Source organism: Thioclava sp. SK-1 (assembly GCF_001705665.1).
Taxonomy (GTDB): domain Bacteria; phylum Pseudomonadota; class Alphaproteobacteria; order Rhodobacterales; family Rhodobacteraceae; genus Thioclava.
The window spans coordinates 34,060-48,148 of sequence record NZ_MDHA01000054.1 but is presented as its reverse complement, the minus strand read 5'-3'; the positions used below and the strand labels follow the sequence as shown (position 1 = coordinate 48,148).

Genomic DNA, 14,089 nt, shown 5'->3' with positions numbered 1-14,089 from the left:
TTAAGGCAATAAAATGTGATTTTTCAGCATGTTGACGGCATGCCGTTGTATGCAGTTTTTCGAAGGCTCTTTCGTTCGTGCAAGATTTGTGCGGCTTGCGGGCATGAGCGCTGGCAGGCGAGGCAATCGCAGGTCTGTGGGGGGGGAAACACAAAAGCCTTCCCCGAAGGGAAGGCTTTTGAATGGAGCGGGCGAGGCGATTCGAACGCCCGACCCTAACCTTGGCAAGGTTATGCTCTACCCCTGAGCTACGCCCGCACCGAAGCGTTATATTTGTCATGGAGCGGGCGAGGCGATTCGAACGCCCGACCCTAACCTTGGCAAGGTTATGCTCTACCCCTGAGCTACGCCCGCTTGCATGACAGTCTCCTTCCGGAGATGGGTATGACTGAACTGGAGCGGGCGAGGCGATTCGAACGCCCGACCCTAACCTTGGCAAGGTTATGCTCTACCCCTGAGCTACGCCCGCACCGGTTCAGTGAGGGGCGATTTAAGGGAGACGCGGCAAAGCTGCAAGCGAAAATTGCGTCTAATGGGTGGTTTTTTACGGTCGTGGCCAGATCGCGGGCTTGGGGCAGGTCCGGCGGGACCCGAAATGAGCGTGGCACGGTGGGAACGTTGGGGTGCGTGGGGGTGTATGAGGTTTAATCTCACGCAACCGTGAGCGGGTTTGGAGGAACGAAGGCGGGACGGGGCGGGTTGTAAGAATGAAATGCGCAACACGCGCCAAAGAAAAGGAACGCCACAATGAATAACGATATTCTTAAGGGTAAATGGAAAGAACTTTCTGGGTCGGTAAAAGCCAAATGGGGTGATTTGACCGATGATGAGATTACTCAAGCCGAAGGCGATCGTGAAAAGCTGGAAGGTTTGATCCAGCAGAAATACGGCAAGTCGAAAGAAGAAGCAAAAAAAGAAGTCGATAGCTTTCTCGACAGCCAATAAACACCTGCGGATAACAGCGCGCTTATACAGAAGGGCACCATTTGGTGCCCTCTTGCGTGTTCAGCTGACGCTTCACTCGCCCGATGGGCGCGCCTTTGCGGGGGGTGACCCCCTTAAGGCGCGGTCGGTGCCCTCTTGCGTGGGCACCTTCGAGCACGGGAGGGGGGCCGGATCACTCCAGCTCAATCAGCAGATCTTTGGCATCAATCTGAGCACCGGGCATGACATGCACCGCCTTAACAGTGGCCGCGCGGTCGGCGGCGATGCCAGTTTCCATCTTCATCGCCTCAATTGTCAGCAAAAGATCGCCGGGCGTAAGTTTTTGCCCAGCGGTCACGGCCACCGAGGCGACGACACCAGGCATTGGCGCGCCAATGTGATCGGGATTCCCTGGGTCCGCCTTTGGTGCGGCTGCGGTGCTTGTCTTCACGGCACGGTTAGGCACCCGAACAGCACGCGGCTGACCGTTAAGTTCAAAGAACACTTTCACATCGCCTTTTTCATCCGTTTCCGACTGTGTCAGGTAGCGGATCTCCAGCGTTTTACCCGGGTCAATCTCTGCCGATATTTCATCGGCTGGCTCCATCCCGTAGAAGAACACCGGCGTGGGCAGCGTGCGCACCGGGCCGTAGGTTTCGTGGCGGCGGGCATAATCGGTGAATACTTTGGGATACATCAGATACCCCGCGAGATCCTCATTATCAATTTCAGCCCCGTCCAGTTCGGCTGAAAGTTTGGCGCGCGCTTCTTCCAGATCGACCGCAGGAAGATGAAGCCCCGGCCGATCCGTGGAGGCCAGCTCGTCTTTGAGCACTTTGCGCGAAATGGTTTCGGGCCAGCCACCGGGGGGTTGGCCCAAATTGCCGCGTAGCATGTCGATGACCGAGTCGGGGAAAGACATGTCTTTACCCTCGTCCAGCACGTCGTCTTTGCTGAGCCCCTGTGCAACCATCATCAAGGCCATGTCGCCGACCACTTTCGACGAGGGCGTGACCTTCACGATATCGCCGAAGATCTGGTTGGCATCGGCATAGGCTTGCGCGACCTCGTGCCAGCGTTCTTCAAGCCCTAAAGAACGGGCCTGGGCCTTGAGGTTGGTGAATTGCCCGCCGGGCATTTCATGCAGATAGACCTCGGAGGCGGGGGCCTCCAGCCCGCTTTCAAATGCCGCATATTGGTGGCGCACGGCTTCCCAATAGATCGACATGCGGCGAATGGTTTCGATATCCAGGCCGGTGTCGCGTTCGGTGTGGCGCAATGCCTCAACGATGGACCCCATGCAGGGCTGCGATGTGCCTCCTGAAAACGCATCCATCGCCGCGTCGACAGCATCAACGCCCGCCTCTGCTGCAGCTAGGATCGTGGCGCCAGAAATACCCGAGGTATCATGGGTGTGGAAATGGATTGGCAGGCCTACTTCGGATTTCAGCGCCGTAATCAATAGTTTGGCTTGTGCGGGCTTCAACAGTCCCGCCATATCTTTCAAACCCAAGACATGCGCACCGGCGGCTTCAAGTTGCTTGGCCATGCCGATGTAATAGGCCAGATCGTATTTTGACCGTACCGGGTCAAGCAAATCGCCCGTGTAGCAAATCGTGCCCTCGCAGATTTTGCCAGATGCGATTACCGCATCCATCGCGACGCGCATATTTTCCACCCAGTTGAGGCTGTCGAACACGCGGAACACATCGACGCCACTTTCCGCCGCCTGTGTCACAAAGAATTGCACTACATTGTCGGGGTAATTTGTATATCCGACGCCGTTGGAGGCCCGCAAAAGCATCTGCGTCATTACATTGGGCATGGCGGCGCGAATGTCGCGCAGGCGTTGCCAAGGGCATTCTTGCAAAAAGCGATAGGCCACGTCGAATGTTGCGCCGCCCCAGCATTCGACCGAGAACAGATCGCCCATATTCGCCGCATAATTCGGCGCGGCCTTGATCATATCAATTGACCGCATCCGGGTTGCCAGCAGGGATTGATGGCCGTCGCGCATGGTCGTGTCTGTTAGCAACAGTTTTTTCTGGCCCAGCATCCAATCGGCAACAGCCTTGGGGCCTTCGGTGTCCAGAAGGTTGCGCGTGCCGGGCCGGATCGGAGTGCCCAAAGGCACAAGTGGCAGGCGTGGCGGTTTTGCTTCGGCCGATGGTTTGGTGCGACCTGTCGTTTCAGGATGACCGTTTACGGTGATATCCGCGATATAATTCAATATCTTGGTGCCCCGATCGCGGCGTGTCTTGAAATCGAACAGGGCGGGTGTCGTATCGATGAACTTCGTGGAATAGGTCATATCCAGGAAAGTCGGATGTTTCAGCAGATTGATGGCGAAGTCGATATTGGTTGATACGCCGCGCACCCGGAATTCCCGCAGCGCCCGGTCCATGCGGGTGATTGTCGCCGCAGCGGTCGGCGCCCAGGCAGTCACTTTCACCAGCAAACTGTCGTAATATCGTGTAATGACACCGCCAGCATAGGCGGTGCCGCCATCCAAACGGATGCCCATCCCCGTGGCCGTGCGATAGGCAGTGATGCGGCCGTAATCAGGGATGAAATTATTCTGCGGATCTTCTGTCGTGACCCGGCATTGCATCGCGTGGCCTGACAAAGTGACATCAGCTTGTGAGGGAGTGCCCGTGGCCTCGGCGAGGCTCATACCTTCGGCAATCTTGATCTGTGACTGCACGATGTCGATGCCGGTGACCTCTTCGGTGACAGTATGTTCGACCTGAACGCGCGGATTTACCTCAATGAAATAAAATTTATCTTCGTCCATATCCATCAGAAATTCGACAGTTCCAGCGTTTTGATACCCGACCGCCTGACCGATTTTCAGCGCCAGATTACAGACCTCAGCCCGCTGTGTATCTGTCAGATAGGGGGCAGGGGCGCGTTCGACGACCTTTTGGTTGCGCCGCTGAACTGTGCAGTCGCGTTCGAACAGATGATACAGGGCACCATGCGTGTCGCCCAGCAACTGCACCTCGACATGGCGGGCGCGAATGATCATCTTTTCCAGATAGCCTTCGCCATTGCCAAAGGCGGCCTCGGCTTCGCGCCGGCCTTCGCGGACCTTCTCGATCAGTTCCTCTGGGCCATTGATCGGACGCATGCCACGCCCGCCGCCACCCCAAGATGCCTTGAGCATCAGCGGATAGCCGATCTCTTCGGCCTCACGCTTGATGGCGTCAAAATCGTCGTCCAACACGTTGGTGGCCGGAATAACGGGGACATCCGCCTTAATGGCGACCTGCCGGGCAGAGGCTTTATCGCCCAAGGCGCGCATTGTTTCTGCCTTTGGCCCGATGAATGTGATGCCGTTGCTTGCGCAGGCTTCTACAAAGTCCGGGTTTTCCGATAGCAGGCCATAGCCGGGGTGAATCGCATCCGCGCCCGATTCTTTGGCAACCCGGATAATTTCATCAATCGACAGATAGGCACCAACTGGGGACAGGCCCTGCCCAATCAAATAGGCCTCATCTGCTTTGAATCGGTGCAAGCCTAGTTTGTCTTCCTCAGCATAGACTGCGACCGTCTTTTTGCCCAATTCATTGGCAGCACGCATTACCCGAATGGCAATTTCACCACGGTTAGCAACAAGGATTTTATTGAACATGCCGGCACCCTCCCAAAGCAGTTTACCTAAGGAAGACTAGCGTTGCTGCACTGCAGCGCAAGGCTGTAATGCATATTTTTGTAAAAATTGCTCATATTTTGTTACCAATTTTTGGGTTTTGAATGTGCAGTGACAGGAAGCGTCGATATTTGGAGGCGTTTTTGCTGGCTTACTCAGCATCACGCGATGTTGCTCATGCTTGACTGTTGCGCCGGGCTGGGCAACTTGGGCGCATGTTAGATCTTCGCCCAGTGGGCTATATCATCGGATTGCTGACAACCGCGCTGGGCGTGGCGATGCTTTTGCCTGCTGCCATCGACTATTTGGCAGGGGACGATCATTGGTTGGCCTTTACCGAAAGCGCGATTATCTGCGCCACAATCGGGGCGTTGATGGCGCTGGCGGCACGCGACAGTGTCAGAAGCACCCTTAGCCTGCGCCAAAGTTTTGTGCTGACGTCCTTTGTTTGGCTGGCGCTGCCTGCCTTTGGTTCGTTGCCATTCATGATCGGGGAGCCACATCTGTCATTCACGGATGCGTATTTTGAGGCGATGTCGGGCATGACCACGACTGGCACAACGGTGATCCCCAAGCTGGATGACCTGCCGCTGTCGGTCAATATGTGGCGCGCAATTTTACAATGGCTTGGCGGGTTGGGGATTATCATCGTCGCAATGCTGTTTTTGCCGGTGATGAAAGTCGGCGGGATGCAGTTTTTCCGCTCGGAAGGGTTCGATACGCTGGGCAAAATTCTGCCACGCGCGCGCGAAATTTCGCGCGGTTTGATTCGCATTTATGTGAGTCTGACGGTCACGTGCTTGTTGGCCTTTATGCTGGCGGGGATGACGCTTTACGAAAGCTTCCTGCACGCGTTGACGACGATGTCGACCGGCGGGTTTTCCAGTGAAGATGCCAGTTTTGGCGCTTATCCTGGCGCGCCCGAATATATCGCTTCGGTGTTCATGGTTTTGGCCGCGATGCCCTTCATCCGGTTTGTGCAGGTAATGCAGGGCCACATCATGCCGCTGTGGCGTGATCCGCAGGTGCGCGCTTTTCTACGTTGGCACTGCTATGCTATTGGCGCGATTGTGCTGTATCGCTTGATCCGCCACGAGGACGCGTGGGAGCCAACGATCCGCGAGACGATATTTAACGTCGTTTCGACCTTTACTGGCACCGGCTATTCTTCGGTTGATATCACCGCTTGGGGGCATATGTCCTTTGCTATCATCATCATCGTAGGGCTGATCGGGGGGTGCACCGCCTCCACCGGATGTTCAGTGAAAGTGTTCCGCTATTTGATCTTGATTGAATCGGTCAAGGCTCAGGTGCGCAGGCTTTATAGCCCGCATCGCGTAACCCATATCCGCTATGACGGGCGGCGAGTGGAAGAAGAGGTCGTGAACTCTGTCATGGCGTTCTTTTCCTTCTTTATCCTCAGTTTCGGATTGCTGATCGTGGCGCTGTCGCTGACGGGGTTGGAAACCAAAACGGCGCTGACGGCGGCCTGGACGGCGATTGCCAATGTCGGTCCCTGCTGGGGGCCCGAGGTAACGGCGAACGGGTCGATCTCTCGCTTTCCCGATTCTGCGAAATGGCTCATGAGCCTTGGCATGTTTCTTGGTCGGTTAGAGCTGTTGTCGGTGTTTGTCCTGTTGTTGCCGCGGTTCTGGCGGCAGTGATCGTCCTCACATGGTCGGCTGGTGCGATCAAGGCAATCAACCCAACCTTTGGCCATGGTTGTGTGGAATGGGTGGTGCAGCCGGAAGGTGTGGGCCGTCGGGGTGGCGCGCATTCAGCGATTGAGCCTTGTATAATTTGGCCTATGGGCCTATAGGGACGCCAGTCAAGCTGTGTCCGCGCTTTTGCCGGGCCTGCTTGGCGTATCCAATTACAAGACCGGTGGAGCCAACCATCTGGCCTGAATAGAACGCTGTAAAGGAAACTCTGAACGCATGTGCGCTAAAGCAACCATGGAAGAATTCGAAGCGCTCTTGAACGAGAGCCTCGAAATTGACACCCCGAACGAGGGGTCTGTCGTCAAAGGCAAGGTCATTGCGATTGAAGCGGGCCAAGCCATCATCGATGTCGGCTACAAAATGGAAGGCCGCGTCGAACTTAAAGAATTCGCGAATCCCGGCGAAGCCCCTTCGATCGAAGTTGGCGACGAAGTCGAAGTGTTCCTCGACCGTGTCGAGAACGCACGCGGCGAAGCCGTCATCTCGCGCGATAAAGCGCGTCGTGAAGAAGCTTGGGATCGTCTGGAAGCCGCTTATGCGAAAGAAGAGCGCGTCGAAGGCGCAATCTTTGGTCGTGTAAAAGGTGGTTTCACCGTGGATCTGGGCGGCGCAGTTGCGTTCTTGCCAGGTTCGCAGGTTGACGTGCGCCCTGTGCGTGACGCGGGCCCGTTGATGGGTCTGAAGCAGCCCTTCCAAATCCTGAAAATGGATCGCCGCCGTGGCAACATCGTTGTGTCGCGTCGCGCAATCTTGGAAGAAAGCCGCGCAGAACAGCGCGCCGAAGTCATCGCCAACCTGTCCGAAGGTCAGGTCGTCGAGGGCGTGGTCAAGAACATCACCGAATACGGTGCGTTCGTTGATCTGGGCGGCGTTGACGGCTTGCTGCACGTCACCGACATGGCATGGCGCCGTGTGAACCACCCGTCGGAGATCCTTGCGATCGGCGAGACCGTTAAGGTCCAGGTCGTGAAGATCAACAAAGACACCCACCGCATTTCGCTCGGCATGAAGCAACTTCAGGCCGATCCGTGGGATAGCGTTGAGTCGAAATTCCCGCTGGCGTCGGTCCATAAAGGCCGCGTTACCAACATCACCGATTACGGCGCATTTGTTGAGCTGGAAGCCGGTGTTGAAGGTCTGGTTCACGTGTCCGAAATGTCCTGGACTAAGAAAAACGTCCACCCTGGCAAAATCGTTTCGACGAGCCAGGAAGTTGACGTTATGGTTCTGGAAATCGACACCCAGAAGCGCCGTGTTTCGCTTGGCCTCAAGCAGACCATGCGTAACCCATGGGAAGTCTTTGCTGAGACCCACCCGGTCGGCACCCAGATCGAAGGCGAAGTCAAGAACATCACCGAATTCGGTCTGTTTGTTGGCCTCGACAACGACATCGACGGCATGGTCCACCTGTCGGATCTGTCGTGGGAGCAGCGCGGCGAAGACGCGATCCAGAACTACCGCAAAGGTGATATGGTCATCGCGGCAGTCACCGAAGTCGACATCGAGAAAGAGCGTATCTCGCTCTCGATCAAGGCTCTGGACGCAGACACCTTCTCTGATGCCGTTGACGGCGTTAAGCGTGGCTCGGTCATCACCGTGACCGTCACTGCGATCGAAGAAGGCGGGATCGAAGCGGAATACAACGGCATGAAGTCGTTCATCCGCCGTTCGGATCTGGCCCGTGATCGTGCTGACCAGCGCCCAGAGCGATTCCAGGTTGGTGATCACGTCGACGTTCGCGTAACCAATGTGGACAGCAAAACCCGCCGCTTGGGCGTCTCGATCAAAGCACGTGAAATTGCTGAAGAGAAAGAAGCCGTGGAGCAGTATGGTTCGTCGGACTCGGGTGCAAGCCTGGGCGACATCCTGAGCGCTGCGCTTAAAGGCGACAACTAAGTTAGCCTTATCCGCTATTTGCCCCGTCCGGTTCGTCCGGGCGGGGCTTTTTCGTGCTCAATACACAGGTTTTGATTCGAGCCGGCGATGGTGTTTATAGGGGATTGCACATTTGTCAGGCGTTTTTGCCTGCCTTTACGGCAAGTCTTAGGGACAATTTCCGCCAAGGCAGGGCGAAGCTAATGATTTTTCATAGCTTTATTGTTTGTCCTTGGAAAAAATACTCCTATAGTCAGAACTGTTCTCAGGCCAGTAAGGCCCAACACCTCCAGCGCGGGAGCATTCCAATGATCCGATCTGAGTTGATCGCGAAGGTCGCGGAAGAAAATCCGCATCTATTTCAACGTGACGTTGAAAAGATCGTAAATACGATTTTTGAAGAAATCATCGAGGCCATGGCGCGCGGTGATCGGGTCGAGTTGCGGGGTTTCGGTGCGTTTTCAGTTAAGAAACGCGATGCACGCACAGGGCGGAACCCGCGCACCGGCGATTCCGTCGATGTGGATGAAAAACACGTCCCATTCTTCAAAACCGGGAAGCTGCTGCGCGACCGGTTGAACGGGATTGAGGAAGGCGAATAAATGATCCGTATCCTACGCCTTGCGTTTCTGGCGGCCTTGGCGGTCGTTTTGATTGTGATCGCTTTGGCCAACCGTCAATTGGTGACGTTGAATTTGCTGCCACAGGAGGCCTCGGATTTTCTGGGTCTGAATTTCAGCATTCAATTGCCGCTGTTTCTTGTAATCTTTGCTGGCGTTTTACTCGGCTTGTTGATTGGTTTCGTATGGGAATGGCTGCGTGAATATCGCATTCGCAGCACAGCCGTCAAAGCAACGCGCAAGGCCAATCATCTTGAAAAAGAGGTGGTCAAGCTGCGCGAGAAACACCAAGGCCCACAAGATGATGTACTTGCACTTGTTGATGGATCCTCACGGTAAGCGATTGAACCGTTGAAGACTCGTGTTAAAATTTGTGGGTTAACGCAGGTTGACCAACTGCAGGCCGCAGCCACGCTTGGCGCGGCCTATGTTGGTTTGGTGTTCTTTCCCAAATCGCCCCGACATGTGGACATTGCCCAAGCCAGAGAACTGGCTTTAGCCGTTCCGATGGGGGTCGCGAAAGTGGCGCTGACAGTCGATGCCGATGATGCGACATTGGACGCGGTCACGGCGCAGGTTCCGTTGGATATGCTGCAGTTACACGGGCATGAGACGCCCCAGCGCGTGGCGCAGGTGCGCGCGCGCTACGGTCTGCCCGTGATGAAAGCCATCGGTGTAGCCGACACTGATGATCTGTTGATTTTGCCTGAATATGAAGCCGTCGCGGACCAGATCCTTGTGGATGCCAAACCGCCGAAAGACGCCGCATTACCAGGCGGGAATGGTCTAAGCTTTGACTGGCGTCTGGTGGCTGGGCGCGATTGGGCCAGGCCCTGGATGCTTGCCGGTGGATTGACCCCAGAAAATGTTGCCCAGGCCGTGGCGCTGACAGGCACGCGGCAGGTGGATGTGTCATCTGGGGTGGAATCGTCGCCCGGCCATAAAGATGTTGATAAGATGGCGGCGCTGATCGCCGCCGCTGGTGGAGGCCGCTAAGGCCCCCACCGATACCCGGTTAGCCAAGCTCCGACGCGAGGACCATGTCAATCATTGCCTGTGTGCCGCGCGCATCCTCAAGTTGCCACGGATAGGGTGCCCCGCTCGTGATATGATTGGTGAAGGCTTGGACTTGCAGCACATATTGGTTCACCCCTGCATAACGCAATACTTGCGCCGGCTCTTCGGGGCGTTCCAGCGTGATTTCTGCCTGATCGAAGACATTGGCATTATAGGGGCATGTCATTCGGATAAGCCCGTCAGAGCCCTGGAATATCGCCATCTGCCGTGGTGGCAACCGTGTCGATGTCATGGCGCCATAGCTGAATTCGGCCTTACCCTTCATCGTGCCCATAACTTGGGTTTTGGTTTCCACACCGTTGTCACGCTCTATCCGTGCGACCAGTGACACTGGCTCGGCACGGGCGGCATAGCGCACGGAGCCATAAGCATAAACACCGATGTCAGGGATGGATCCGCCGCCGGTATCCGCGCGGTTGCGGATATTTTTCGGGTCAGGGTTGTTAAAGCTGAAGGCGACATCGGCATGGCGCAATGCGCCAATGCGACCATCATCAATCCATGCACGCACCTGCTGCCATTGTGGATGATGTACGATCATATAGGCCTCGGTTGCGAATTTTCCCGATGCATCGCGCGCGGCGATCAGATCATCGATATCGCTGGCCTGCATTGCGATCGGCTTCTCGCATAACACATGTTTACCTGCCTGCAGCGCCTTCTTGGTCCATTCCACGTGCAACGTGTTGGGCAGTGGAATATAGACAGCGTCGATCTGCGGATCGGCCAGAAGGGCTTCATAACTGGTATGAAGGGCGATGTCCGGCGCAAAGGCACGGAACCCATCTGCCTTATCAGCGGAGCTGGTCGCTAACGCCGCCAAGCGGGAGCCTTCCGCGCTGTGAATGGCGCGGCCCATATGTTGGCGCGCAAAATTCGCCGCACCCAAAATTCCCCAATTCACAACTGTCATAGATATCTCCCCTTAATATAGGGGGCAGATTAGGGACTGGGATCGATGATGCAAGGGCCGGGCGCGCAGGTTGTCCCACGCGCCACCCGGTCAGGCCGGCACATCTAGGCCGCGATCTTCGGCCAGTTCACGCATGCGCTTTTGCAGTTTTTCAAATGCCCGCACTTCAATCTGACGGATGCGTTCACGCGACACGTCATATTGGCTGGACAGATCTTCCAATGTCACCGGCTCATCACGCAAACGACGCTGCATCAGAATATCTTTTTCCCGCTCATTCAAAACATCCATCGACGCCATCAACATTTCGCGCCGCGCCTGCAGCTCATCTTCTTCAGCATAGGCTTCGGCTTGGTTGGCATCTTCATCTTCCAACCAATCCTGCCACTGCGCGGTGCCCTCATCCGCGGCGCCAACCTGCGCATTCAAGGACGCATCCGCCCCGGACATGCGGCGGTTCATCGAGATTACTTCGGCCTCGGTCACGTTCAGGTCATGTGCGATACGCTGCACATTTTCCGGGCGCATATCGCCGTCTTCATAGGCACCAATGCGGGATTTTGCTTTGCGCAAATTGAAGAACAATTTCTTTTGCGCCGAAGTGGTGCCCAGCTTCACCAGTGACCACGAGCGCAGAATATATTCCTGAATCGCCGCCCGGATCCACCACATTGCATAGGTCGCCAACCGGAAGCCCTTCTCTGGATCAAAGCGTTTGACCGCCTGCATCAGGCCCACATTCGCCTCTGAAATCACTTCGGCTTGTGGCAAGCCATAGCCACGGTAGCCCATCGCAATCTTTGCCGCCAAGCGTAGGTGCGATGTCACCATCCGGTGCGCGGCTTTGCTGTCTTGGTGGTCCACCCACGCCTTGGCCAGCATATATTCTTCTTCTGGCTCCAGCAGCGGATATTTGCGGATATCTTGCAGATAGCGATTAAGCCCCTGTTCCGGGGATGGGGCGGGTAGATTGGTATAATTGGGCATGGGGCGACCTTTCTCCCGAGCGACGGCTTTCATAGATGGGCGCAAGACCCTATCATTTCAAGCCCTTGCATGTTGCGGTTGCGCAGGCCCTGTGTGTCAAACGCGCCATGCTACCGATTGTTTCATCTATGACCAATATCAGGCTGTTCTGAAGCCAAGATGAAGCCGTCCTTGCCCACGGGCAAGGAAAACCGGTGGCTCATGTCGCAAATGTGAACTTATCAGTTCAGTTTTCGGCGGTGCCGTCGCGCAACGCCTGGATCAGCATAGCCATGTCCTCAGGAATGGGGGAGGTGAAGCTTAATTCCTGTGCGGTGACAGGATGGACAAAGCCCAATGTCGCCGCGTGAAGCGCCTGCCGCGGAAAGGCTGCGGCGGCTTGTGCAGCCTCTGGGCTGACCTGTTTGGGCGATAGTTTGCGCCGACCACCATAGGTCGGGTCTCCGATCAGCCCATGGCCGACATGGGACAAATGCACGCGGATCTGATGAGTGCGCCCGGTTTCCAGCCAACAATCTATCAAAGCTGCCGCACCAAAATCCTCGACCACATGTGCGCGTGTCACCGCATGGCGCCCGCCGTGGAACAAAACCGCTTGGCGTTGACGGTCCGTTTTGTGGCGCGCCAGATGAGAAGTAATCTTCAGCACGTTTCCGGCCTCAAAATTCACCCCTTTGGTGCCACGCAGGCGCGGGTCTGCCGCAGAGGGCACACCATAGCACACAGCGAGATAATGCCGATGGACCGTGTGTTTTTCAAACTGCGCTGCCAGCCCATGATGCGCGCGATCGGACTTCGCAGCCACCAGAAGGCCAGAGGTTTCCTTATCAATGCGGTGCACGATGCCGGGCCGGGCCTCGCCGCCGACCCCCGACAAAGTGCCGCCGAAATGATGCAAAAGCGCGTTCACCAAGGTGCCATCGGGCGTGCCCGGCGCGGGATGGACCACCATGCCCGGTGGTTTGTTGATCACAATCAGGTCTTCGTCTTCCCATATAATATCCAAGGGAATATCTTGCGCTTGGGTTGTGACGGATTTTGCGGGTTCCAATGCGATTTCATAGATTTCGCCGGGGGCGACCTTTGCTTTTTGATCTGTGACCGCCACGCCATTGCGGTGCACCGCGCCTTCGGCAATCAACTTGCTGAGCCGCGAACGCGACAGCGCGGCCTCCTCTGGCACATGGGCCGCCAAGGCTTTATCAAGACGGTCGGCAGGGGATTCCCCGATTTCAACCCGAAGGATACGCTCTTCCATGTCCGATCCGATTCCTGAGCTTGCAGCCACGCCAGAGGCACCGTTGCCCGAGCTGCGCTTTCTAAAATGGCTGGTGACGGGTCTTGCTGCCACCATGATGTTGGGCGTTCTAGCGATCGTGGCGATCCTTGTCATCCGTTTCAGCGGGAAAACTGATGCGGGTGCGCTGCCATCGTCGATTATATTGCCATCGGGTGCGCAGGCCTTGGCGGTGACCTTTGCAGGTGATCGCATTATTGTTCTGACACAGGATGACCAGGTGCTGGTGTATCACGCCGATGGGCGTTTGGTCGGCACGACAGCGCTACAGGCCACACCATGAACACATTCCCACGGCTGGGGGTCCTGGCCGTCTGCGTGTACGGTGATCACGTAGTTATGGTCAAACGGCGCAATCCACCCGATCAGGGGTTGTGGGGATTTCCGGGCGGTAAGGTCGAGTGGGGCGAGACGGTCGAACAAGGCGCCGTTCGGGAACTGCACGAGGAAACCGGTATCATAGCGACGGCGCGCGCGATCATTGACCATGGGGATGCGATCACCCGTGACGGCAATGGTGACGTGATTTTCCATTACCATTTGATTGCTGTGCTATGTGACGCGCATGATCCACAACCGATCAGTGGGGACGATGCTGAAGACGCCGCATTGGTGCATGTGGACACGGTTTTATCAAACCGGCTTGCCATGAGCGCAGGGGTTGATGCCCTTTTGACCAAGGCTATCGCACAGACCGGCGGCCTTGGGGGGCGCAGGACCGCCACCCACAGGCCCAAAGACGTGGCGCCTTAGCCCTGCTTCGCCTCCATCGCGTCCAGCCGGGCTTTCAGCGCATCATTTTCTTCACGGGCTTTTTGGGCCATCGCGCGCACGGCGTCGAATTCCTCGCGGGTAACGAAATCACGATCCGCCAGCCAGCGGTCCATCCATGATTTCATCGCCGTTTCTGCTTCGGTCCGGGCGCCTTGCGCCACGCCCATCGCATTGGTCATCATCTTGGACATTTCGTCGAAAAATTTGTTGGGCGCTTCCATGATCGGGCTCCGCTATGGTCTATTTGCT

The 14,089-nt window shown here is 56.4% G+C and carries 13 protein-coding genes and 3 tRNA genes; 8 read left to right on the top strand and 8 right to left on the bottom strand.

The features are described 5' to 3' along the window. Positions 1 to 183: 183 nt before the first annotated feature. The 3 genes from BFP70_RS13640 to BFP70_RS13630 form a co-directional block, all read right to left on the bottom strand. Positions 184 to 258 (bottom strand) — tRNA-Gly (locus tag BFP70_RS13640). 21 nt (positions 259 to 279) lie between these two features. Next, a tRNA-Gly gene (locus tag BFP70_RS13635) sits at positions 280 to 354 on the bottom strand. A gap of 40 nt (positions 355 to 394) precedes the next feature. After that, positions 395 to 469: transfer RNA gene (locus BFP70_RS13630), tRNA-Gly, on the bottom strand. A 278-nt stretch (positions 470 to 747) separates the two neighbouring features. Here BFP70_RS13630 and BFP70_RS13625 point away from each other — a divergent pair. Next, complete coding sequence (locus BFP70_RS13625; protein ID WP_066012211.1) at positions 748 to 945, top strand: CsbD family protein; 198 nt, start codon at positions 748 to 750, stop codon at positions 943 to 945. A 172-nt stretch (positions 946 to 1,117) separates the two neighbouring features. Here BFP70_RS13625 and BFP70_RS13620 read toward each other — a convergent pair whose 3' ends face one another. Beyond that, entirely contained in the window at positions 1,118 to 4,558 is a 3,441-nt protein-coding gene (locus tag BFP70_RS13620) for a pyruvate carboxylase (protein ID WP_066012210.1), read from the bottom strand. Between the two features lie 233 nt (positions 4,559 to 4,791). Between BFP70_RS13620 and BFP70_RS13615 the strand changes: the two genes are divergently transcribed. The 5 genes from BFP70_RS13615 (at position 4,792) to BFP70_RS13595 (ending at position 9,788) form a co-directional block, all read left to right on the top strand. After that, positions 4,792 to 6,240, top strand: a complete 1,449-nt coding sequence (locus BFP70_RS13615; protein WP_066012209.1) for a TrkH family potassium uptake protein — start codon at positions 4,792 to 4,794, stop codon at positions 6,238 to 6,240. Positions 6,241 to 6,513: 273 nt separating this feature from the next. Further along, positions 6,514 to 8,193 (top strand): 30S ribosomal protein S1, encoded by a 1,680-nt coding sequence (gene rpsA, locus BFP70_RS13610; RefSeq protein WP_066012208.1) that lies wholly within the window; start codon positions 6,514 to 6,516, stop codon positions 8,191 to 8,193. Positions 8,194 to 8,480: 287 nt separating this feature from the next. Then, positions 8,481 to 8,774, top strand: coding sequence for an integration host factor subunit beta (gene ihfB, locus BFP70_RS13605; protein WP_066012207.1), 294 nt, complete (start codon positions 8,481 to 8,483; stop codon positions 8,772 to 8,774). Continuing rightward, positions 8,775 to 9,131 carry a LapA family protein gene (locus BFP70_RS13600; RefSeq protein ID WP_066012206.1) on the top strand — a complete coding sequence of 119 codons (357 nt, stop codon included), beginning with the start codon at positions 8,775 to 8,777 and terminating at the stop codon, positions 9,129 to 9,131. A gap of 12 nt (positions 9,132 to 9,143) precedes the next feature. Continuing rightward, a complete protein-coding gene (locus tag BFP70_RS13595) occupies positions 9,144 to 9,788 on the top strand; it encodes a phosphoribosylanthranilate isomerase (protein WP_066012205.1) in 645 nt (214 codons plus the stop codon). Between the two features lie 19 nt (positions 9,789 to 9,807). Here BFP70_RS13595 and BFP70_RS13590 read toward each other — a convergent pair whose 3' ends face one another. From BFP70_RS13590 to BFP70_RS13580, 3 genes are all read right to left on the bottom strand, one after another. Next, a complete protein-coding gene (locus BFP70_RS13590; protein WP_066012204.1) occupies positions 9,808 to 10,782 on the bottom strand; it encodes a Gfo/Idh/MocA family protein in 975 nt (324 codons plus the stop codon). A gap of 90 nt (positions 10,783 to 10,872) precedes the next feature. After that, entirely contained in the window at positions 10,873 to 11,769 is an 897-nt protein-coding gene (rpoH, locus tag BFP70_RS13585) for an RNA polymerase sigma factor RpoH (RefSeq protein WP_066012203.1), read from the bottom strand. 226 nt (positions 11,770 to 11,995) lie between these two features. Beyond that, positions 11,996 to 13,027 (bottom strand): RluA family pseudouridine synthase, encoded by a 1,032-nt coding sequence (locus BFP70_RS13580; RefSeq protein WP_066012202.1) that lies wholly within the window; start codon positions 13,025 to 13,027, stop codon positions 11,996 to 11,998. Here BFP70_RS13580 and BFP70_RS13575 point away from each other — a divergent pair. Both BFP70_RS13575 and BFP70_RS13570 read left to right on the top strand, forming a co-directional pair. Continuing rightward, entirely contained in the window at positions 13,026 to 13,349 is a 324-nt protein-coding gene (locus BFP70_RS13575; protein ID WP_066012201.1) for a DUF6476 family protein, read from the top strand. The two genes, BFP70_RS13580 and BFP70_RS13575, sit on opposite strands and share 2 nt — an antisense overlap. Next, a complete protein-coding gene (locus tag BFP70_RS13570) occupies positions 13,346 to 13,819 on the top strand; it encodes an NUDIX hydrolase (RefSeq protein WP_066012200.1) in 474 nt (157 codons plus the stop codon). Before BFP70_RS13575 ends, BFP70_RS13570 begins: the two co-directional genes overlap by 4 nt. Here BFP70_RS13570 and BFP70_RS13565 read toward each other — a convergent pair. After that, positions 13,816 to 14,061, bottom strand: coding sequence for an accessory factor UbiK family protein (locus tag BFP70_RS13565; protein WP_066012199.1), 246 nt, complete (start codon positions 14,059 to 14,061; stop codon positions 13,816 to 13,818). The genes BFP70_RS13570 and BFP70_RS13565 overlap by 4 nt on opposite strands. Positions 14,062 to 14,089 lie beyond the last annotated feature (28 nt).